This window comes from Actinoplanes lutulentus (assembly GCF_003259845.1).
Taxonomy (GTDB): Bacteria; Actinomycetota; Actinomycetes; order Mycobacteriales; family Micromonosporaceae; genus Actinoplanes; species Actinoplanes lutulentus.
On the sequence record NZ_QLMJ01000016.1, the window covers coordinates 100,990 to 120,877 of the forward strand.

Genomic DNA, 19,888 nt, shown 5'->3' on the forward strand with positions numbered 1-19,888 from the left:
GGTTTACACCTGTTTACCGATGAGCGTATAAATCTCGGTGAACGGCCCCGAGAGCCCTGGGGCCTCGACGAACGGTGACAGAAATGCGACTTCGCCACTTCCGCAATCCGCGCGTCTGGCGGATTCCGGTCATCATGATCGTGCTGCTGAGCATCGCCCTGCCGGCCTGCTATCTGAGCGGCATCGCGGACCCACAGGGGCATCTGCGCAAGCTGCCGGTCGCTCTGGTGCTCGCCACCCAGGAACCCGGCGGCCCGGCCGGTGCCGCCGAGGCTCTGGCCGACGGCATCCGCGCCGGCGCCGACCCGGACAAACTCGATATGACCACCATGTCGGCCACCGAGATGTCCACCCGGTTCGCCGACGACGACATCTACGGAGCCGTCGTCATCCCCGCCGACTTCGAGCGTTCGCTGTCCACGCTGACCGGCGACGCCGCCATCGTGCGGCCGGTGGTCACCGTGCGTACCAACGCCGGCGACGGCAGCCTGGCGGCCGGCCTGGTGAGCGGCAACCTCGGACCCGTGCTCGCCGCCGCCCAGCGCGCCCTCGGCGACCAGCTGCGAGCCGCCGCCGGCACCGCACTCACCCCCGCGCAGTCACTCGTGCTGCGGGAGCCGTTCACCGTGTCGACGGTGCCGCACGAGGTGCTGCCGGCCAGGTCCGGGTACGGCCTGACGCCGTTCTACCTGGCCCTGGTGGCGATCCTGATCGGCTTCATCGGCGCGTCGACGATCCACCCGTCCCTGGACGCCGCGATCGGCTTCACACCGAGCGAACTCGGCCCGCTGACCAGCCGCCGCCCGTACCAGTGGGCGGGCCGGGTCACCACGCTGCTCGCGAAGTTCGCGGTCCTGGCCGGTGTCGCGCCCCTCGCGGCCGCCCTGCTGCAACTGGTCGCCACGACGGCGATCGGCGTGCCGGTGAGCCACCCGGTCGAGCTGTGGCTGCTGCTCACCGCCACGATCGTCGCCGTCGGCATCGGGGCACTGTCGGTCTTCGCGGCGTTCGGCAGCCCGGGCGCGCTCCTCAACACGTTCTTCTTCGTGGCATTGTCCCTGGCCTCCGGGCCCACCGTTCCGGTGGAGGCGCTGCCCGGCTGGCTGCGCTCGCTCACCACTGTCACCGCGATGCATCCGGTCCTGGACGGTGTCCGCGCGATCCTGTTCTTCGACGCCCGCGGCGCGGCAGGCCTCGGCCACGCCTGGATCCGGCTGGGCATCGGCGCCGTCGCCGGAGCGGCCCTCGGCCTGCTCGCGGCGTGGCTCTACGACCGCAACCCCCGCCTGACCCGGCATCCGGTCACCGCGACGCCGGCGCCGGTCCTCGTACCGCAGCCGTGACCGCGCACCCGCGAGCCACAGCCGGGCACCCGCGAGCCGCGGCCCGTGCATCCGGGAGAGCGGTCACGGCGTCTCGTCCGCCTCCGGGTCCTCGGACTCGGTCGGCTCGGCCGACGGCGTCGCGGACGGTGCGGTGGACGGCGCCGGCGTGGTGGGCGTGACGCTCGGCCGTGGCGTGGGCTTGGCCTTCCCGCTCGCCTGCACCTTCGTAGCGGTGTACGCCGCATCGATCCGGGTGCCGGCCACAGTGATCTTGTTTCCGGCGGCGAGCGCGCTCACCGCGACCTTCTTGCCGTTCAACAGGATCCGCACGCTCGACGGCACACCGATCGTCACGGTCCGGCCTTTCACGTCCTTGGTGCCACCCTTCACCGCGACCGTGACCGTACCCTTCGCCGCATCGACAGCGGTCACCGTGCCCGTCGCCGAGAAGGTCGCCTTCACCTTCTTACCCGAGCTCTTAGTAGGCGTAGCGGTCGGCTTCTTGGCCGCCACCACCTGACCGGTCGAGGGCGACGAACCCGCCTGGGCATAGGCGACCACGCCCGTGCTCACGGCGGGAACCACGACCGCGACGGTCATGGCGACAGCGACAGCGGTACGGCGCATCCGCATGAGAAGACTCCTAGAAGAGGGAGCTCCTACCGTCGGCAACGCGGGGCACGATCTGAACAGTCGTAGGGTTCTCCTATGACACAGCGACTCGTCAGCGTCTGGCAACCGTTCTTCCTCAGCAAGGCCGGTCAGGACGCGGCCATCGACGCCGCGATCGAACTGGAGGAGCTCGGCTACTCGCGGATCTGGTTCTCCGGCGGCTTCGGGGAGAACGTCCACCCACGATTCCGGGAGATCCTGGACGGCACCAAGCGCATCGGGGTCGCCACCGGGATCGTGAGCATCTGGCACTCGTCGCCGGCCGAGGTGGCCGTGTTCGCCCAGGACGCGCAGCACGACCATCCGGGCCGGTTCCTGCTCGGTCTCGGCGCCAGCCACGCGGTGCTGGTGGAGAACGACGGCACCGACTACCGCAAGCCGTACTCGAAGATGGTGGCGTACCTCGACGGTCTCGACGCTGCCGGGCTGCCCGCCGAGGCGCGGATCCTGGCGGCGCTCGGACCTCGGATGCTGGAGCTGTCCCGCGATCGGTCAACCGGCGCGCACCCGTACTTCACCACGGCGGAGCACACCGCCGAGGCCCGCGCCGCGCTCGGACCCGACCGGCTGCTGGCCCCCGAGGTCGCGGTGGTCGTCGACGCGAACCCGGAGACCGCCCGGGCCACCGCCCGGCAGTACACGGCCGGATATCTCACCCTGCCGAACTACACCAACAACCTGCGGCGCTTCGGCTGGACCGACGACGACTTCGCCGGTGGCGGCAGCGACCGCCTGGTCGACGCACTGATCCCCTGGGGTACGCCCGAGAAGGTCGCGGCCGGGCTAGAGAAGCATTACCAGGCCGGTGCGGACGAGGTGGCGATCCAGGTGCTCAACGGCGGCGACGCCCGCAGCTTCCCGGCCGGCGCGTTCCGTACCCTCGCTGGGATCTTGATCTGAGATCAGGATCTTGATCTGAGATCAGGGTGAGCCGGTGCGCCAGCGCAGCACCTCCAGGGCCGCGCCGACGGTGACGATGTCGTCGGCGAGCGGGCGCGGCAGCAGCTCGTCGGCCCGGGCCAGGCGGCGCAGGATGGTGTTGCGGTGGGTGAAGAGCCGTTCGGCGGTGCGGGAGGTGTTGCCGAGCTCCCGCACATACGTCCGGACCGCCTCGTGCAGGGTCGCGTCGGCGTGCAGCAGGTCGCCGAGGGTGTCGGTGAGGAACTCGTCGGCCCGGGCGGGGTCGGCCGTGAGCAGGGCGACGAGCTGGACGTCCCGGTAACGGCCGATCTGCTGGGATGATGCCAGCCGGGTCAGCATGCGCTGGGTGGTGATGGCGTCGAGGTGGCTGCGGCGGAATCCGTCGACGTCGGTGCCGGGACGGCCGACCGCGACCCGGACGCCGGGAGTGCGCGCCAGACGCTCGGTGACCTCGGCGCTGTCACAGGTGGTGGCGGCGGGCAGCCAGACCCAGAGGGCAGCGGCGCTGGCCAGCACGGTCAGCCGGTGTGCCGCGCCGGTGGCCCGCATGACGGCCTCGGCCGCGGCTTCGAGAGGTCCGGTGCCGGTGGCCGCCGGGCTCCAGAGGATGAACGCGGTGTGCGGCCCGGTGAGTCCGTAACCGAGTTGCGCCTCGGCACGGACCCGGCTGATCGGGGCGCCCTCCAGCAGCAGGGTGACAGTGGCGCGGCGTTCGGCGTGGGCGCCCCGGGTCAGTTCGGCGCGCTCGGCCGCCATCCGTTCGGCGATGGCCGCGACCGTGTCGTCGATGAAGGTGCTGATCGACAGCGACGAGATGTCCAGCAGCTCGCGCAGGTCCGCCGGGCTGGGGCCGAGGTCGAAGCAGATCTCCATCCATCGGCGCCAGGCGACGCTCTGCGCGGTGCGGTACGCGTCGAGGCCGCCCTGGTCGAGGCCGCGCCGGACCAGGTCGCGGGCGGCTTCCAGGACTTCCGGGCCGGAGGTCACCGGCACCCGGTCGCCGGGATCACGGACGTTGGCCGCGGCCCAGTGCAGCAGGTTCGCCAGGTTCGCGCGGCGGGTCGCGGCGGCCAGCACCGGGTCGTCGACGACCGCCCGCATCCGGGCGCCGCTCAGCGATGCCCGGTGCAGTTCTTCGATCCAGTCGGCGCGGGGGTTCGCGGCGACCTCCGCGCCGCGCCGGAACAACTCCCGGACTCGCGGGGACACGACCGGCCACTCCGATGCCATCGCAGCAGTATGCACCAGCGGGGCATCTAATCTGGTGCGCGATGTCCTGGTGCCCGGTGGTTCGCGACGCGCATGCTGGCACCCAGCCGTACCGATCCCGTATTTGGAGTGCCGTTATGACCACCGATCAGCCGCCGGTCGAGCACCTCGATGTCCTGATCGTGGGCGCCGGGATCTCCGGGATCGGGGCCGGGCGTTACCTGACGACCGAGCTGCCGTCGAAGACCTTCGCCATCCTGGAGGCCCGCGGCGCCTCCGGTGGCACCTGGGACCTGTTCCGGTACCCCGGCATCCGGTCGGACTCCGACCTGCACACCTTCGGGTACGAGTTCAAGCCCTGGCGCGACGAGGAGTCCATCGCGTCCGCACCGCGCATCCTGCGGTACCTGCGGGAGGCGGCGACCGAGAACGGCCTGGACGACCGCATCCGGTACCACCACAAGCTGGTGGCGGCGGCCTGGTCCAGTGCCGAGGCCCGCTGGCTGGTCGACGTCGAGCGCACCGACACCGGCGAGCGTATTCAGCTGAGCGCCGGCTGGCTGTTCTGCGCCGCCGGCTACTACCGGTACGACGAGGGATTCACGCCGCACTTCGAGGGCCGGGAACGGTTCACCGGCCAGATCGTGCACCCGCAGCACTGGCCCGAGGACCTCGACCACACCGGTAGGCGGGTGCTGGTGATCGGCAGCGGCGCCACCGCGGTCACCCTCGTGCCGGCGATGGCCGGAACCGCCGCGCACGTCACGATGCTGCAGCGCACCCCGTCGTACATCCTGCCGGTCCCGGCCAAGGACGCTCTCGCGAACCGGCTGCGCCGGATCTTCGGCGAACAGCGAGGGTACGCCCTGACGCGCCGCAAGAACATCCTGAAAGGCACCGCGGTCTGGCGGCTCTGCCAGCGCTATCCCAAGGCGGCCCGGCGGCTGATCCGGTGGGTCAACACCCAGCAGTTGCCGGCCGGCTATCCGGTGGACGAGCACTTCAACCCCCCGTACGACCCGTGGGATCAGCGGCTGTGCGCGGTGCCCGGCGGTGATCTGTTCCGGGCGATCCGCAGCGGCGACGCCGAGATCGTCACCGACCGGATCGCGACCTTCACCGAGAAGGGTGTGCTGCTGGAGTCCGGCCGGGAACTCCAGGCCGACGTCATCGTCACGGCCACCGGCCTGAACGTGCACGCCATGGGCGGCGTCGGCTTCACCGTCGACGGCGAGCCCGTCGCGCTGCGGGACACGATCGCGTACAAGGGCATGATGCTGTCGGGCGTACCGAATCTGGCCTTTGCGATCGGTTACACGAACAGTTCGTGGACGCTGAAGATCGGCCTGCTCTGCGAGCACTTCTGCCGCCTGCTGAAGCACATGGACGCGCACGGGTACGACATCTGCCGGCCCGAGCTCGCCGATCCGGACATGCCGACCCGGCCCTTCCTGAACTTCGGCGCCGGGTACATCCGGCGCGCCGTCGACCAGCTGCCGCGTCAGGGCGACCGGATGCCGTGGCTGACCTCGATGAGCTACCACGCCGACGTGAAGCTGCTGCGCGCCGACAGCGTCACCGACCCGGAGCTGCATTTCGCCCACTCCGCCGACCATCGCATCGGAGCACCCTCATGAGCAGCGTCTGCGACAAGGTCGCCGTGGTCACCGGTGCCGGTTCCGGCATCGGCCGGCAGCTGGCCCTCGAACTCGCCCGCCGCGGCGCCCGGCTCGCCGTCTCCGACATCAACGAGAGCGGCCTCGCCGAGACCGCCGGCCAGATCACAGCCATCGGCGCCGAGGTGCACGCCGCGCCACTCGACGTCAGTGACCGGGCCGCCGTGCACGCGTACGCCACCACGGTCGTCACGCAGTTCGGCGTGGTGCACCAGCTCTACAACAACGCTGGCGTCGCCGGGCTCGGGAACACCGTTCTGGAGAACGACGAGGCAGCATACGACCGTACCCTCGGCATCAATCTCTTCGGCGTCATCCACGGCACCACGGCGTTCCTGCCGCACCTGATCGCCTCCGGTGACGGGCACGTCGTCAACCTGTCCAGCCTCAACGGCATCATGGCCCAGGCCCGCAGCAGCGATTACTGCGCCAGCAAGTTCGCCGTCCGCGGCTTCACCGAGAGCCTGCGCGCCGAGATGCTGCTCGACAACCATCCGGTGCGGGTCACCGTCGTCCACCCCGGTGGGGTCAAGACCAACATCGCGACAGCGTCGCTTGCCTACGCCCAGCAGCAGGGCCGCGCGGTCAGTCAAGACCGACAGGCAAGGGTACGGAATTACAACGACAAGCTGCTGAAGATGCCCGCCGACCAGGCCGCGCGGATCGTGGTGAACGGGGTGGAGGCCGGCAAGCCCCGCATCCTGGTCGGCAGCGACGTCAAAGCGGTGGACCTGATGGTCCGGCTGCTGCCCCGGCTCTACCCGCGGCTCACCGTCCTGTTCGAACGCCGAACCCTGTCCGGCTGACCCGGCTGACCCGGCCGCTCGCGGCGCGGGTGTGCGGCAATCAGGCCGGCGGCGAGCAGCAGGGCGACCGCGAGCAGGACGCTGCCACCGGTCAGCGCCGCGCCGAACCGGTCGACGAGCGCCGTCTGCGCGGCGGCACCCGGCGGAACGGCGGTGGCGGCGACCGACGTCAGAATCCCCAGCCCGAGGGCGCTGCCGAGCTGGTGGAAGGTGTTGATCAGCCCCGAGGCGGCGCCCGCGTCAGCAGTGGCGACACCGGCCAGCCCGGCGGAGGTCATCGGCGCGAACGCCAGCCCCTGCCCCGCACCGATGAGGATCATCGGCAGCGCGACCGCGACGAGATAGTCGCTGCCCGCGCCGGCGCGGCTGAGCCAGGCCGTTGTCGAGGATGACCATGAATTGACATCCTCTCCGCCCTAACGGACGGAGATTCCCTCCACGCTGCGCGTGGACCGCGCGGCGTCTGGGTGGGTTACCGTTTCTCTGCGCGCCGCCGGGACGAGTCCTGGTCTTACGTGCGCTCCACGGTCGTTTAGCCTGTCCGCCTGTCCGGCGGCCAGGATGTTGATGGCGGCGTTGACGTCCCGGTCGTGATGGCTGCCGCACGGGCAGTCCCACTCCCGGACGTTGAGCGCCATCTTGTCGTTGATCCGGCCGCAGGCCGAGCACATCCGGGTGGACGGGAACCATCGGTCGATCCTGACGAAGGTGCGCCCGTACCGTTCCGCTTTGTACTGCAACATGGCGGTGAAACTGGCCCACCCCGCATCGCGCACGGACTTCGCGAGCCTGGTCCGGCAGAGACCGGCGACGCACAGATCCTCGACGTACACCGCTTGGTTCTCGCGGATCAACGTCGTGGACAGCTTGTGCTGCCAATCCCGCCGGGTATTCGCCACCCGCGCGTGAGCGCGAGCGACCTGCACGACAGCTTTCTTGCGACGGTTGCTGCCTTTGGTCTTGCGCGCGAGTGCTCGCTGCAACCGCTTGAGCTTGCGGGCCGCGCGGCGCAGAAACCTCGGCGCGGCGATCTTCGTGCCGTCGGACATCACGGCGAAGTGGGTCAGCCCGAGGTCGATCCCGATTTCGGCGTCGACCGCAGGCGACGTCTCGTCCTCGCCGATGGCCACGACGAACGAGGCGAAATACCGGCCTGCCGCGTCCTTGATGATCGTCACGCTGGACGGATCCGACGGCAGGCTACGCGACCAGCGCACCGGCAGGTCGCCGATCTTCGGCAGCCGCAGACGGCCGTTGCCGAGGACCTTGAACTTGCTGTTCTTGGTGAACCGGATCGCCTGCCGGTTGTCCTTACGCGACCGAAACCGCGGCGACCCGATCTTGCGGCCTTGGCGCTTGCCGGCCAGAGAGTTGAAGAAGTTGCGGTACGCGGTGTTCAAATCGGCGAGGGCCTGCTGCAACACCACGGCCGAGACCTCGCCCAGCCAGGCCCGTTGCGGGGTCGCCTTGGCCTCGGTAATGATCCGGCGCGACAACTCGCCGTCCGACACGTACTTCTCACCCGCCTCACTGGCCTGCCGGCGCAGGTGCAGCCCGTCGTTGAAAACCACCCGCGCGCACCCGAACGCCCGCGCCAGATCGATCTGCTGGCCGGGCGTCGGGTAGACACGGAAGTTGTAACGCAGCTGCACGAGAAGCACTGTGCCACTGGGGTATGACAAAACCCGATGCCATCGAGCAGCAGAGCCGTCCTGGTTAAGGCACTGCTCGGGCCTGGCGGCCCTCCCAGCGCGGGCCTTCACCCCCAGCCTGAAGGCCGGAGCACTGGCCCGCATTCCGGTAGCTCAGGCAGATGATCGTCAGGATCACCGCTGGGCCGGCCGGCGTACGCATGAGAGATGGTCCTTGTTCGTTGAGGTTCCGATCCGGCATTCAGCAGATCAGCCGGCTCAACGGTGTGGGAGTCCCTGCCGGACCAGGTACCGGCAGTACCTCCCTGCTCAGCCGACGGCGACCGCCTGGCGGGTGTGCTCACGGTCGGAGTGACCGGCGATCAGCGTGCCCACGTCGAGGATCAGCGCGATCTCGCCGTTACCGAGGATCGTGGACCCGCTGATGCACCGCACCCGGCTGAACAGCACACCGAGCGGCTTGATCACCGTCTGCAGCTCACCCAGCAGGCTGTCCACCACCAGGCCGGTACGCTGCCCGGACTGCTCGACGATGACCACGTTCTGCCGGCGCGCCGGCTCGCCGGGTATCCCGAAGAGCTGCCGCAGCCGGATAAACGGCAGCACCTCGCCGCGCAGGTTCATGCAGTCGCGGCCGAGCGGGCCGGGCGGCAGCTCGACGCACTCGGTGACCCGGTCCAGCGGCACGATGAACGACGACGGCCCGACCCCGACCAGAAACCCGTCGATGATGGCGAGGGTGAGCGGCAGCCGGATCCGGATCGTGGTGCCGATCCCCCGGGTGGTCTCCACCTCGATGCTGCCGCGCAGCGCGGTGACGTTGCGTTTCACCACGTCCATGCCGACGCCACGGCCGGAGAGGTTGGAGACCTTCTCCGCGGTGGAGAACCCCGGCTCGAAGATCAGGTTGTAGACCTCGGCGTCGGTCAGCGCGGTGCCCGGCGCGACCAGCTCGCGTTCGATCGCCTTGCCGAGGATCCGGTCGCGGTCCAGGCCGCAGCCGTCGTCGGCCACCTCGATCACGATGTTGCCGGCGTCGTGATACGCGTTGAGCCGCAGCGTGCCCTGCTGGGTCTTGCCGTGCTTACGGCGTTCGGCGGCCGGCTCGATGCCGTGGTCCAGCGAGTTGCGCACCAGGTGCAGCAGCGGGTCGCTGATCCGTTCGACGAGGGCCTTGTCCATCTCGGCGTCGCCGCCGGTGATCGTCAGCGACACCTCCTTGCCCAGCTCCATGCTGACGTCGCGGACCACCCGCTCGAACCGGCGCAGGGTGGTGCCGATCGGGACCATCCGCAGCGACAGCGCGCTGTGCCGCACCTCGTCGACCAGCCGCATCACCTCGCCCTGAGCCTCGTTGGAGGTCTCCGCCGAGACACCGGGCGTGACACCGGTGCTCGACTGGGCGATCACCAGCTCACCGACCAGGTCGATGAGCTTGTCCAGCCGGGCCGCGTCGATCCGGATGGTCCGGGTGTCCTGGGACCGGGTCTCGGTGGTGCGGCGCTGCCGGGTCAGGGCGGCGTCGACGATGTCGCGCTGGACGATGCCCTGCTCGATCAGGATCTCCCCGATCGGGACCGGCTGGGTGCCCTCGCGGACCGCCCGCTCCTGCTGGACGCGCAGCGCCTCGGCCATCTCCATCTCGGTGACCGCGCCGCTGGTGACCAGCACGTCGCCGATCCGGTCGTTCTCCGGCATCGCCCGGATGGCCCGCACGTACGCGTCGAGCTGGCTCTCCGACGGCGTGATCCGGATGTCGCTGTCCTCGCGGACGAAGTCGAAGACCGCCTCGATCTCGGCTTTCGGCGCGGCGGTGACCAGGTCCACGTCGAAGCTCAGGTAGCAGGACTCCGGGTCCATCTCCTCGGCGTCCGGCAGGCCGCTCGCGTCGGTGACGACGCCGGTCACCGTGCCGATGGTGGACAGGTACCGCAGGAACGACAGCGGGTCCATGCCGTTGCGCAGGCAGTCCGGCCCGAACCGCAGACCGAGCCGCCAGGCCGCCTCGGCCGGCGCCGCCTCGGCCCCGGGCGTGGCGACACTGGCGGCGGGTGCCGCGCCACCGTCGAGGTAGGGCGAGAGCCCGGCCAGCAGCCGGGTGCCGTCGGCGAGCTGCGAGGCGTCCGGTTCGAGGCGTCCCTCGGCGATCCCCTCGATCATCGCGGAGATGTGGTCGGTGCACGGCAGCAGCGCGCTGACCAGCCCGGGTGTGACGTCCAGCTGGCCCTCGCGGACCGAGCCCAGCACGGTTTCGACGACATGGGTGAACTCCACCAGGTGCCGCAGGCCGAACAGCCCGGACGAGCCCTTCAGCGTGTGCGCGGCCCGGAACACCGCGTTGACGGTCTCACCGCCGGCCGGCTGGTCCTCGAGTTCCAGCAGGCCCTCTTCGAGACCCTGCACCAGGTCGCGGGCCTCGGTCACGAACATGTCGAGCGCTTCGCGCATGTCGTCGTCGAGCGACATCACAGCTCCAGGCGGGTCAGCGCCAGCACGTCGGCGACGGCCGGGCTCGGCTCGACGAACTCGACCGGCAGGTGCCGGCGTACGCCCTCGTCACGGGCCAGCAGCAGCACCTGCAGCCCGGCGGTGTCCAGGTCGGTGATGCCGGACAGGTCGACGCGGACGCCGGAGCCGTCCCGGAGGAAGGCCAGCAACCGGTCCCGGTGCTCGGCCGCGGTGACGATGGTCAGCTCGTCGTCGAAGACGAACCGGCGCAGCGCGGCCCCGGTGGCCGCAGCGGTCACGGGGCCACCAGCTTCGACACCGCGCTGAGCATCTGTTCGGGCTGGAACGGCTTGGTCACCCAGGCCTTGGCGCCGGCCGCCTGGGCCTGCTTCTTCTTGTCCTCCTGGGACTCGGTGGTCAGCATGATGATCGGGGTGAACTTGTAGGCCGGCAGCTTCTTGGCCTCGGCCACGAACGTGATGCCGTCCATGTTCGGCATGTTCACATCCGAGATGATCAGGTGGATGCGCTGGCCGCTCAGTTTGGCCAGGGCGTCCTTGCCGTCGTTGGCGGTGATCACCTCGTACCCGGCGCCCTTCAGGGCGATGCTGACGACCTGCCGCACCGAAGCGGAATCGTCCACGATGAGAATCGTCTTGGCCATCGTCGTCTCCTCCTCAGGAGATCAGAACTCAGAAGATCAGAAGAACGTGATCTCGGATTCTTGGACCTTCGCGGGTGCGCCGGACCGGTGCGCGTGGTGCTCCTCGACCATCGTGTAACGCGAGGACAGCTCGTCCAGGAGCACATGCGCGTCGAGCGGGGCCTTCCCGGAGGCCGCGGCGGCGGCCACCTCCGGGAACCGGTCGATGTTGTCGCGCAGGTGCTCCAGCATCTGGTTGACCCGGTCCTGGAACTGCAGGCTGACCAGCGAGTCGCCGATCTCGCCGCGGATGCCGACGGCGGCCTGCTCCAGATCCTGGGACGAGTCCCGCATCCGGGACAGGGTGGTCATCAGGTCGTCCAGGACGGCCTGCACCTCACCGTTGGCGTGGGCGACCGCGGCGCCCTCGTGCTCGGCGCTGGCCTCCGCCGTGGCGAGCACCGAGGTGATCGCGGCGGCCACCCGGTCCACGTTCTCCACCATGCGTGAGCTGGTGGTCTGCGACCGGTCGGCGAGCTGGCGCACCTCCAGGGCGACCACGCCGAACGAGGCGCCGACCGCGCCGGCCCGCTGCGCCTCGATGGCGGCGTTGAGGGCCAGCAGGTTCGTCTGGGCGGCGATCCGGGTCACCTCGCCGGACATCTTGCGCAGCTCCTCGTTGAGGCCGAGCAGTGAGTGCAGCTCGGACAGCGACTCGCGTTTGGCGGTGAGGGCTTCGTCGAGCGTGCCGACCACCTCGCCGAGCCGCTGGCGGCTGCGGTCGAAGGCGCCACCCTGCCCGTCGTCCAGGGCTCCGGAGGACGAGGTCAGCACGGTGTCGAGGTGTTCGACGATGCCGGCGAACTTCTCGGTCAGCTGGCTGATCGCGTCCTCCATCTGGCTCCGCGACGAGTCGATCTGCGCCGACCAGACCGGCGCGACCGCGCCGGCGAAGGTGGTCAGGCTCTCCTGTGCCGGGTCGGCCGCCGGTGTGGGTGCCGCGCCGGCGGCCTTGCGGGCCCGCCACTGATATCCGGCGCCGGCCCCGATGACCAGCGCGATCACGGCGATGAGCAGCTCAGCCATGCTGGTGAATCACCTCCGCTATCTGGGAAAGTGGCGACTCGCGGTCGGCCGCGCCGAGCGCGACCGCCTCCCGTGGCATCCCGTGCACCACGCAGGTCGCCTCGTCCTGGGCCACCGTGAACGCGCCGGCCCGGCGCATCTCCAGCAGCCCGCGTGCCCCGTCGTCGCCCATGCCGGTCATGATCACGCCGACCGCGTCCGGGCCGGCGGCCTTCGCCACCGACCGGAAGAGCACGTCCACCGAGGGCCGGTGCCGGTTGACCGGTGGCCCGTCGAAGACCCGTACCCGAAATCGGGTATCCATCCGGACGACTTCGAGGTGCCGTCCACCGGCCGCGATCAGCACCTCACCGGGCAGCACCGGGTCACCGTCCTGGGCTTCGCGTACGCGTACCCGGCACATCGTGTCGAGCCGGGCCGCGAACGCCGCGGTGAACTTCTCCGGCATGTGCTGCACCACAACGACGCCCGGCCGCCCCGGCAGCAGGGCGGGCAGCACCTTCTCCAGGGCCTGGGTGCCGCCGGTGGACGTGCCGATCGCGATCAGCCGTTCCTCGACTGTCGCCATCGACCGGGGGCGGGGCGCCGACGGCGCGGTCAGCACCGCGGTCCTGGCTCCCGGACGGCCGGCGCCCGCGCCGACCGGCACACCGCGGGCCTTGCGGCGCTGGCCGGCGGCGGCCGCGGCGCGGACGGCCGCCACGATGTCGCCGCTGTCGTCCTCGATGAACTTCTTCAGCCCGGTCTGCGGCTTGGCGATCACCGACACCGCTCCGGCCGACAGCGCCTCCATCGAGATCTCGGCGTTGCGGCTGGTCAGCGTCGAGCAGATGACCACCGGCGTCGGCCGGACCTCCATGATCTTGCGCAGGAACGTGAGCCCGTCCATCCGGGGCATCTCCAGGTCCAGGACCACCACGTCGGGCCAGGACTTGTTCATGTGCTCCATGGCGAAGATCGGATCGGGTACGGCACCGATCACCTCGATGCCCGGATGCTCCCGTAACCGGGCGGAGAGGACCTGGCGGACCACCGCCGAGTCGTCCACGATCAGCACCCCGATGGACGCGGTCATGCGGTGGCCCCGTCCCCGTCGCGGACCCGGTCGAGGGCCCGCAGCCACACCGCGCCGGTGGCGATGTCGAAGACCAGCCGCCGGGCGCCGGTGCCGCCGAGCTCGCGGACGGTCAGCGGGAAGCCGTGCGCCTCCAGCAGGCACATGCCCGCTTCGATGTTGTTCGCCGCGACATCCAGCGACGCCGGGGTACGCAGATGCGGGAACTGCCTGCCGCCACCGAACATCTTCACCTCGTACTGGCCGGGAGTGGTGTTCGTCCGCTTGATGTCGCGCAGGAAGCAGGTGATGGCGCCGTCCGCGTACCGGGCGTCGGACGGCTCGGTGGCCGGGCACCGGCCCGGCAGCATGTAGTGGCACATGCCGCCGATCCGCAGCGCCGCGTGCCAGATGGTGATCGAGACGCAGGAGCCCAGCACCGTGTGGATGCGGGTGTCGGCGCCGCCGAAGTGGTAGTCACCGGGATGCAGGAGGACCTCAGGCACGGCCGTCGCCGTCCAGCCGGTAGATCGACGGCTCCACCATCCGCAGCTTCGACGGGATCGCGTTGAGCGACTCGGAGCTGCCGATGATCAGGTGGCCGCCGGGCACCAGCATGTCCTGCAGCCGCGGGATCAGCGACTTCTTCGTCTCCACGTCGAAGTAGATCATCACGTTGCGCAGCATGATCACGTCGAAGCGGCCGAGCCCGCTGAAGTCCTGGATCAGGTTGCGGCAGTGGAACCGCACCTTGGACCGCAGCTCGCGGTTCACCGTCATCAGGCCCTCGTACTCGTCGCGACCCTTCAGGCAGAACCGGCGCAGCATCTGCCGCGGGATCTTCTCGGCCGCCGCGATCGGATACAGCCCGGTACGCGCACCCTCCACGACCCGGGTGGAGATGTCCGTGCCGACGATCTCCCAGGTCCCGCCGGGCAGCGTGTCGGCCAGGACCATCGCCGCCGTGTACGCCTCCTCGCCGGTCGAGCTGGCCGCACTCCACAGCCGGAACGTGCGCCCGGCGGCCCGTTTCGGCAGCACCTCACGCCGCAGGTACTCGAAGTGCCGGGGCTCGCGGAAGAAGAACGTCTCGTTGGTGGTGAGCAGGTCGACGAGCTGCCGCAGCTCCCGCTCGTCGCGGTGGTCCCGCAGCAGCCGCACGTAGTCGGAGAACCCGGCCAGCCCGAGCGCCCGGACCCGCTTGTCCAGCCGGCTGGAGACCAGCGCCTCCTTGCCCGGCGCGAGACTGATGCCGGTGTGCTCGTGCAGCACACCGGTGATGTAGTCGAAGTCGGCGCGGCTGATCGTGCGCGCGACGGCGTTCGGGGCGGTCACGGCGATCCCGGTTCGACCGGCACGCCACCACTTTCCATCGGCGAGGACGACTGCTGCGCGAGATCGCTGAGCCGGACCATGTCGCTGATGGACAACACATGGCTGATGTCCAGAAGAATGAGGAAATCGTTGTCGCGGCGGGCCATGCCGCTGATGTAATCCGCGCGGATCCCGGCGCCGAACGCGGGCGCCGGCTCGATGTCGTCGGGCTGCAGCGTCACGACCTTGGTCGCCGAATCCACCAGGATGCCGATGTCCTGCCCGTCCGCGGCGCCTCGGTCATCGGAGTCCAGGTCGGCGATCTCGGCCAGCGACGAATCCTGGATGTGCACGATGATGATGCTGGTCCGCCGGGCGATGGTGGTGCTGCCCCGGGCAAACCGGATGGCGATGTCGATGACCGGGACCGCCCGGCCGCGCAGATTGATGACGCCGCGAATGAAGTCCGGCATCATCGGCACCACGGTGAGCGCGCGGTACTCGAGGATCTCCGTCACGTGGAAGATGTCGAGCGCGTAAGCCTCGCCGTTGAGCGTGAACGTCAGGTACCGCCCGGCTTCGGTAACCGTGTTCACTGCGCGTCCCTCCCCCGGTTTTCCCCTCATCGCATTTGATCAGATTCTTCCGGTGCGGCGCGGTGGATCGAGGACTTAGACGTGAATGCCGTTCCCTGTCCGGTTCGCGAATCGGGGTTGAATACGTTTCGCCAAATCGTGATGCCCGCGTCGATAAGCTGGGCCGGTCGTGGCGGGGCCGCCATGCCGGACGGGGGATTCTTTCCATGGCCGAGTCGTCGGAAGCACGCCAACAGCGCGGCAGGGGCGGGTTCCGGGACCTGCCGATCGCCTGGAAACTGCGCGGGCTCGCCGGGATCGTCTGCACTCTGCTGGTCCTGATCGGCGTGGTCGGCATCGTCCAGCTCAGCAACACCCAGGACCGGCTGGCGCACCTCTACAACAGCAACCTGCACGACGTACGTCTGCTCGGCGAGATCGCCACCGATTACAAGGAAGTCAGGTTGCGGCTGCGGGCCGTGGCGCTGGCCACCACCGAGGAGGAGAACACCAATTCCCTCCAGACTCTGGACGCCTCGGTCGCCGCGCTGGACCAGGTGTGGGCCGAGTTCGCCCCGTCGCCGCAGAACGACGTCGATCAGCAGGCGTTTGTCACGGCCTGGTCCGCGTACAAAACGCTCTTGACCGAGAAGTTGCGGCCGCTGGCCGCAGCGAGTCGCATCGCGGAGTTCAACAAGACGGTCAGTGAGAGCGTGACGCCGCTGTCCAACGCCATCAACACGTCGCTCGACAACCTGATCACCAGGGACGATGCGGCGGCGAAGGCGTCGCTGGACGAGTCGGCGGACGCTTACGACACCGCGCGCATCGTGCTGATCGGCCTGATGGTCGCGGCGCTGCTACTGACGTTCACCGTGGTCCAGTTCATCATCCGCGCGGTCGGGCGGCCGCTGCGCGACACCGTCACCGTGCTCACCGCGCTCGCGCAGGGACGCCTCGACCAGCGGGTCGACGTCACCAGCCGCGACGAGGTCGGCCGGATGGGCACCGCGCTCAACAGCGCCCTCGACCGGCTCAGCGACACCGTCAGCACCGTGGTGGAGTCCGCGTCCCAGCTCAACAGCGCGTCGCTGCAGATCAGCGGCGCCTCGCAGAGCCTCTCGCAGGCCGCCACCGAACAGGCCGCCAGCGTCGAGGAGACCACCGCGAGCATGGAGCAGATGACCGCGGGCATCAGCCAGAACAGCGAGAACGCGACCGCCACTGAGGGCATCGCCACCACCACGGCGGCCGAGGCTCAGGAGGGCGGCGACGCCGTGCAGCGCACCGTGGCCGCGATGAAGGAGATCACCAGCAAGATCGGGATCATCGACGACATCGCGTTCCAGACCAACATGCTGGCGCTCAACGCCACCATCGAGGCGGCCCGCGCCGGCGAGCACGGCAAGGGTTTCGCCGTGGTCGCCACCGAGGTCGGCAAGCTGGCCGAACGCAGCCAGGTCGCCGCCCAGGAGATCAGCGAGCTGGCGGCCGGGAGCGTGCAGACCGCGGAACGCGCCGGCGATCTGCTCAACACCATGATCCCGAGCATCATCCGGACGTCCGACCTGGTGCAGGAGATCGCCGCCGCGAGCGGCGAGCAGTCCACCGGGGTACGCCAGATCAACATCGCGATGTCGCAGATCGGCAAGGTCACCGAGCAGACGGCGTCGTCCAGTGAGGAGCTGGCGGCCACCGCCGAGCAGATGTCGGCGCAGACCGCCCAGCTCACCGCCCTGATGGACTTCTTCCACGTCGGCGGTTCGGCCCGCGCGTCGGCCCCGCGCACGTTCGACGGCGGCAGCGGCGGAGCGCGCTGGGGCGCCACCAACAGCCCGTACCGAGCCGGGTGGGACCGCGGCGGCGCCTACAACGAGAACTCGGCGCCGGTGATGAGCGGTGCCGGCACACAGACCCTCGATCTGGAGAACAAGTTCGACCGGTTCTGAGCCCTCAGCGTGCCGCGGTCAGCTGTGCGGCGACGCCGTCGGTGAACCACTGCTGGAACCGCTCGGCCGGCCAGCCCCGCCGGCGCACCAGCCAGTCGTAGTTGCGGACGTCCTGGGCCAGCCACAACACGTCGGCCGCCTGTTCCGTGTCCAGCCGGACCTCGCCGGTCGCGACCAGGTCGGCGGCGAACATCAGCATGCCGCGATGGCGTTCGTCGAGGTTCTTGCGCCAGATCGCGGCGGCGTCGGTGTCCGCGGTCGCCGCGCCGGCCAGCGCCAGCATGACGTCTGCCTGCCGGGCGTGGATCTCGGTGAGGTGCCGGGCGAACCTGTCGAGTTTCGCCCGCAGGCCGGTTGCCGCACGGATCTCCGCGACGAACGCGCGCTCCGGCAGCGGCACCTGCTCGTCGTCGCCGGCCAGGGTGACGTCGACCAGGTCGGAGAGCAGCTGACGTTTGCTGCCGAACACCGCGTACACGGTCTGCACGGCGACACCGGCCTCGGCGGCGACCGCGGTGAGCGGGGTGGCGGCGTACCCGGGAGCGACGAACAGCGTGGCGGCCGCGTCGAGGATCGCGCGGCGGGTCTGCCGGGCCTGCTCCTCGCGGCGCGGCGACACATAACGCCGGTTGACAGTCACCCCGGCAGGGTAGTCCACTATTGGATAGAGCACGGCTCTATCCAATAACAGCGAGGTGGTTCTCATGACCAGCACCGCGGCTTTCTGGGCGCAAGCGGCCCCCGGCTGGATCACCCAGGCCGACCGGCAGGACGAGATCGGCCGGCCATTGGGGGCGGTGGCGCTGGATCAGCTCCGGGCCCGGCCCGGTGAGCGGATCCTCGACGTCGGCTGCGGATGCGGCGGCACCACCGCCGAGATCGCACGCCTGGTCGGGCCGGAGGGCAGTGCGGTGGGGCTCGACTTCGCCGAGGAGATGGTGCGGGCCGCGCGGAAGCGGTTCGGGCTCGGCCCGGAATTCCTGGTCGGCGACATCGAGGCCCTGGAGGTCGTGCCCGGGGCGCCGTTCGACGCGGCGTACTCGCGGATGACGCTGATGCTGCTCAGCGACCCGGTCGCCGGGCTGTCCACGGTCCGGCGGTCACTGCGCGCGGGTGGCCGGCTGGCCGCGACGGTGTTCCGCGACGGCGGGGCGAACCCGTGGCTACCGGCGGCGGTTCGTGGCGCGGCGCCTCATGTGGGGCCGTTGCCGCCGATGCCGGCCGGGGACGAGCCGGGGCCGTTCGCGTTCGCGGATCCGGCGCGCGTGACCCGGATTCTCGGAGCGGCAGGTTTCAACACCATCACGATCGAGCCGCACGACGTCATGCTCGACGCACCGGACGAGCCGGACATTGTGGCCGAATGGCTGATCGAGGTGGGTCCGGCCGGTGGCGCGTACCGCCGGGCCGCACCGGACGCGCAGCGATCCGCCCGCGCCGGGGTGGCGGGATTGCTCGAACCTTTCCGGCGCCACGGCGGATATCGGCTGCCGTCCGGCCTCTGGTCGATCACCGCGATCGCCTGATGAAACGCCGAATGGCGGCCCGCTGAAATTCAGCGAACCGCCATTCGGTCTTAAACCAAGATCAGATGACGCGGATGTCCGACGCCTGCGGGCCCTTGGCGCCCTGGGTGATCTCGAACTCCACCCGCTGGTTCTCCTCGAGGCTGCGGAAGCCACTCGCGGAGATGGCGGAGAAGTGGGCGAAGACGTCAGCGCCGCCGTCGTCCTGGCTGATGAAGCCGAAGCCCTTGTCGGCGTTGAACCACTTCACGGTACCTGTAGCCATGTCTGCTCCTTCGCGAGCTCGGAGACCACACTGTGCGATCTCTCACGCCGCCGCGTTGATTCACCCGCGTCTGAACCGACACGACCAACGAAAAAGCGCCTAAACGGAATCATCAGATGACCCATCAGGCGCCAAAAACGTCTACTGAAATCAAAACTGCAACGAGGGAACCGTATCACAGAACCGGCCGCTGTCTGCCCACAACGAGGGAACCGGCGAGTTCGCGTACGCTGGGTGCAGGACCAGTTCGTCAGCATCATCGGCGGCCCGGCGCTCTCACCGGCGCACTGGTAAAGCCGCGATGACCCACTGGCGCCCCCTTCAGCGATCTCACCCGCCGCTGCGCCGGCGGTGACTCATGGCTGATGAGCACCGGTCCTACTTGGTTCTGCTGAGCGACACCGACACCACAGGAGCACCTCATGACGTTCACGGCCACTCCGTCACCGTTGCGCCAGCCCGCCAAGAAGACCCTCCGGGAGCGAGGCGCGGACAGCTTCCACGCCGCACTCGCCGCCGTCCTGACCGCGGGGCTCGAGGAAGCTCTCGCCACCGGCGACCACGTCAAGGCAGTCAACTTCATCAACCGCGGCTTCGCCGAGGGTACGCCCGAACTGGGCTGCGAAATGCTCTGCCGGGCCATCGCGGTCGTCGGCACCGCCCGCACGTGGACCGTGCAGCTCGCCCCGCTGAACGTGCGTCAGCGGACCGCGGCGCCGGCTGCGGAAGGCGACACCGAGCTCTCTTGATCACGACCGCGTGATCAT

At 69.7% G+C, this 19,888-nt stretch carries 21 protein-coding genes; 7 read left to right on the forward strand and 14 right to left on the reverse strand.

Annotated features, from left to right (window positions below; all coding sequences use genetic code 11):
• The first annotated feature begins 83 nt into the window (after window positions 1-83).
• A complete protein-coding gene (locus B0I29_RS30130) occupies window positions 84-1,343 on the forward strand; it encodes a YhgE/Pip domain-containing protein (protein WP_111652501.1) in 1,260 nt (419 codons plus the stop codon).
• Between the two features lie 63 nt (window positions 1,344-1,406).
• On the opposite strand, the gene B0I29_RS30135 is transcribed toward B0I29_RS30130, so the two are convergent.
• Window positions 1,407-1,958, reverse strand: a complete 552-nt coding sequence (locus tag B0I29_RS30135; RefSeq protein ID WP_111652502.1) for a dihydrolipoyllysine-residue succinyltransferase component of 2-oxoglutarate dehydrogenase complex — start codon at window positions 1,956-1,958, stop codon at window positions 1,407-1,409.
• A 75-nt stretch (window positions 1,959-2,033) separates the two neighbouring features.
• On the opposite strand from B0I29_RS30135, the gene B0I29_RS30140 reads away from it, so the two are divergent.
• Window positions 2,034-2,897, forward strand: coding sequence for an LLM class F420-dependent oxidoreductase (locus tag B0I29_RS30140; protein WP_111652503.1), 864 nt, complete (start codon window positions 2,034-2,036; stop codon window positions 2,895-2,897).
• A gap of 21 nt (window positions 2,898-2,918) precedes the next feature.
• On the opposite strand, the gene B0I29_RS30145 is transcribed toward B0I29_RS30140, so the two are convergent.
• The gene (locus B0I29_RS30145) at window positions 2,919-4,148 is read right to left on the reverse strand and encodes a PucR family transcriptional regulator (RefSeq protein WP_181558041.1); all 1,230 of its coding nucleotides are present in this window, start codon (window positions 4,146-4,148) and stop codon (window positions 2,919-2,921) included.
• 116 nt (window positions 4,149-4,264) lie between these two features.
• On the opposite strand from B0I29_RS30145, the gene B0I29_RS30150 reads away from it, so the two are divergent.
• Window positions 4,265-5,764 (forward strand): flavin-containing monooxygenase, encoded by a 1,500-nt coding sequence (locus B0I29_RS30150; RefSeq protein WP_111652505.1) that lies wholly within the window; start codon window positions 4,265-4,267, stop codon window positions 5,762-5,764.
• Window positions 5,761-6,609 (forward strand): SDR family NAD(P)-dependent oxidoreductase, encoded by an 849-nt coding sequence (locus tag B0I29_RS30155; protein ID WP_111652506.1) that lies wholly within the window; start codon window positions 5,761-5,763, stop codon window positions 6,607-6,609. Before B0I29_RS30150 ends, B0I29_RS30155 begins: the two co-directional genes overlap by 4 nt.
• Here the strand turns inward: B0I29_RS30155 and B0I29_RS30160 are convergent.
• The 10 genes from B0I29_RS30160 to B0I29_RS30205 form a co-directional block, all read right to left on the reverse strand.
• Window positions 6,561-6,929, reverse strand: a complete 369-nt coding sequence (locus B0I29_RS30160; RefSeq protein ID WP_111652507.1) for an MFS transporter — start codon at window positions 6,927-6,929, stop codon at window positions 6,561-6,563. The genes B0I29_RS30155 and B0I29_RS30160 overlap by 49 nt on opposite strands.
• 96 nt (window positions 6,930-7,025) lie before the next feature.
• On the reverse strand, window positions 7,026-8,261 hold the full coding sequence (locus B0I29_RS30165) for an RNA-guided endonuclease InsQ/TnpB family protein (RefSeq protein WP_111652647.1): 1,236 nt from the start codon (window positions 8,259-8,261) through the stop codon (window positions 7,026-7,028).
• A 309-nt stretch (window positions 8,262-8,570) separates the two neighbouring features.
• Complete coding sequence (locus B0I29_RS30170; RefSeq protein ID WP_111652508.1) at window positions 8,571-10,727, reverse strand: chemotaxis protein CheA; 2,157 nt, start codon at window positions 10,725-10,727, stop codon at window positions 8,571-8,573.
• The gene (locus B0I29_RS30175; RefSeq protein WP_181558042.1) at window positions 10,727-11,008 is read right to left on the reverse strand and encodes an STAS domain-containing protein; all 282 of its coding nucleotides are present in this window, start codon (window positions 11,006-11,008) and stop codon (window positions 10,727-10,729) included. Before B0I29_RS30175 ends, B0I29_RS30170 begins: the two co-directional genes overlap by 1 nt.
• A complete protein-coding gene (locus tag B0I29_RS30180; RefSeq protein WP_111652510.1) occupies window positions 11,005-11,373 on the reverse strand; it encodes a response regulator in 369 nt (122 codons plus the stop codon). Before B0I29_RS30180 ends, B0I29_RS30175 begins: the two co-directional genes overlap by 4 nt.
• Before the next feature lie 36 nt (window positions 11,374-11,409).
• Complete coding sequence (locus B0I29_RS30185) at window positions 11,410-12,438, reverse strand: methyl-accepting chemotaxis protein (protein ID WP_111652511.1); 1,029 nt, start codon at window positions 12,436-12,438, stop codon at window positions 11,410-11,412.
• Window positions 12,431-13,513 (reverse strand): protein-glutamate methylesterase/protein-glutamine glutaminase, encoded by a 1,083-nt coding sequence (locus B0I29_RS30190; RefSeq protein ID WP_111652512.1) that lies wholly within the window; start codon window positions 13,511-13,513, stop codon window positions 12,431-12,433. The genes B0I29_RS30185 and B0I29_RS30190 overlap by 8 nt, the downstream gene beginning before the upstream one ends.
• Window positions 13,510-13,998, reverse strand: a complete 489-nt coding sequence (locus B0I29_RS30195) for a chemotaxis protein CheD (RefSeq protein WP_111652513.1) — start codon at window positions 13,996-13,998, stop codon at window positions 13,510-13,512. Before B0I29_RS30195 ends, B0I29_RS30190 begins: the two co-directional genes overlap by 4 nt.
• Window positions 13,991-14,827, reverse strand: a complete 837-nt coding sequence (locus tag B0I29_RS30200) for a CheR family methyltransferase (RefSeq protein WP_181558043.1) — start codon at window positions 14,825-14,827, stop codon at window positions 13,991-13,993. The genes B0I29_RS30195 and B0I29_RS30200 overlap by 8 nt, the downstream gene beginning before the upstream one ends.
• Window positions 14,824-15,402, reverse strand: coding sequence for a chemotaxis protein CheW (locus B0I29_RS30205; protein ID WP_245972822.1), 579 nt, complete (start codon window positions 15,400-15,402; stop codon window positions 14,824-14,826). Before B0I29_RS30205 ends, B0I29_RS30200 begins: the two co-directional genes overlap by 4 nt.
• Window positions 15,403-15,608: 206 nt before the next feature.
• Between B0I29_RS30205 and B0I29_RS30210 the strand changes: the two genes are divergently transcribed.
• A complete protein-coding gene (locus tag B0I29_RS30210; RefSeq protein ID WP_111652515.1) occupies window positions 15,609-17,330 on the forward strand; it encodes a methyl-accepting chemotaxis protein in 1,722 nt (573 codons plus the stop codon).
• A 4-nt stretch (window positions 17,331-17,334) separates the two neighbouring features.
• On the opposite strand, the gene B0I29_RS30215 is transcribed toward B0I29_RS30210, so the two are convergent.
• Complete coding sequence (locus B0I29_RS30215) at window positions 17,335-17,970, reverse strand: TetR/AcrR family transcriptional regulator (RefSeq protein ID WP_245972823.1); 636 nt, start codon at window positions 17,968-17,970, stop codon at window positions 17,335-17,337.
• A gap of 64 nt (window positions 17,971-18,034) precedes the next feature.
• On the opposite strand from B0I29_RS30215, the gene B0I29_RS30220 reads away from it, so the two are divergent.
• Entirely contained in the window at window positions 18,035-18,856 is an 822-nt protein-coding gene (locus tag B0I29_RS30220; protein WP_111652516.1) for a class I SAM-dependent methyltransferase, read from the forward strand.
• Between the two features lie 61 nt (window positions 18,857-18,917).
• Here the strand turns inward: B0I29_RS30220 and B0I29_RS30225 are convergent, their stop codons facing one another.
• Window positions 18,918-19,121: a cold-shock protein gene (locus B0I29_RS30225; protein ID WP_111652517.1), complete on the reverse strand. Its 204-nt coding sequence runs from the start codon at window positions 19,119-19,121 to the stop codon at window positions 18,918-18,920.
• 422 nt (window positions 19,122-19,543) lie between these two features.
• Here B0I29_RS30225 and B0I29_RS30230 point away from each other — a divergent pair, with 422 nt between their 5' ends.
• Window positions 19,544-19,870: a hypothetical protein gene (locus B0I29_RS30230; RefSeq protein ID WP_111652518.1), complete on the forward strand. Its 327-nt coding sequence runs from the start codon at window positions 19,544-19,546 to the stop codon at window positions 19,868-19,870.
• Window positions 19,871-19,888: the final 18 nt, after the last annotated feature.

Excerpts from the sequence above, each read along its gene's own strand:
- B0I29_RS30225 (WP_111652517.1), bottom strand. The coding sequence starts at position 19,121 with ATGGCTACAGGTACCGTGAAGTGGTTCAACGCCGACAAGGGCTTCGGC.
- B0I29_RS30230 (WP_111652518.1), top strand. The coding sequence starts at position 19,544 with ATGACGTTCACGGCCACTCCGTCACCGTTGCGCCAGCCCGCCAAGAAG.
- B0I29_RS30160 (WP_111652507.1), bottom strand. The coding sequence starts at position 6,929 with ATGATCCTCATCGGTGCGGGGCAGGGGCTGGCGTTCGCGCCGATGACC.
- B0I29_RS30130 (WP_111652501.1), top strand. The coding sequence starts at position 84 with ATGCGACTTCGCCACTTCCGCAATCCGCGCGTCTGGCGGATTCCGGTC.
- B0I29_RS30170 (WP_111652508.1), bottom strand. The coding sequence starts at position 10,727 with ATGTCGCTCGACGACGACATGCGCGAAGCGCTCGACATGTTCGTGACC.
- B0I29_RS30185 (WP_111652511.1), bottom strand. The coding sequence starts at position 12,438 with ATGGCTGAGCTGCTCATCGCCGTGATCGCGCTGGTCATCGGGGCCGGC.
- B0I29_RS30150 (WP_111652505.1), top strand. The coding sequence starts at position 4,265 with ATGACCACCGATCAGCCGCCGGTCGAGCACCTCGATGTCCTGATCGTG.
- B0I29_RS30210 (WP_111652515.1), top strand. The coding sequence starts at position 15,609 with ATGGCCGAGTCGTCGGAAGCACGCCAACAGCGCGGCAGGGGCGGGTTC.
- B0I29_RS30220 (WP_111652516.1), top strand. The coding sequence starts at position 18,035 with ATGACCAGCACCGCGGCTTTCTGGGCGCAAGCGGCCCCCGGCTGGATC.
- B0I29_RS30145 (WP_181558041.1), bottom strand. The coding sequence starts at position 4,148 with ATGGCATCGGAGTGGCCGGTCGTGTCCCCGCGAGTCCGGGAGTTGTTC.
- B0I29_RS30155 (WP_111652506.1), top strand. The coding sequence starts at position 5,761 with ATGAGCAGCGTCTGCGACAAGGTCGCCGTGGTCACCGGTGCCGGTTCC.
- B0I29_RS30140 (WP_111652503.1), top strand. The coding sequence starts at position 2,034 with ATGACACAGCGACTCGTCAGCGTCTGGCAACCGTTCTTCCTCAGCAAG.
- B0I29_RS30180 (WP_111652510.1), bottom strand. The coding sequence starts at position 11,373 with ATGGCCAAGACGATTCTCATCGTGGACGATTCCGCTTCGGTGCGGCAG.
- B0I29_RS30135 (WP_111652502.1), bottom strand. The coding sequence starts at position 1,958 with ATGCGGATGCGCCGTACCGCTGTCGCTGTCGCCATGACCGTCGCGGTC.
- B0I29_RS30190 (WP_111652512.1), bottom strand. The coding sequence starts at position 13,513 with ATGACCGCGTCCATCGGGGTGCTGATCGTGGACGACTCGGCGGTGGTC.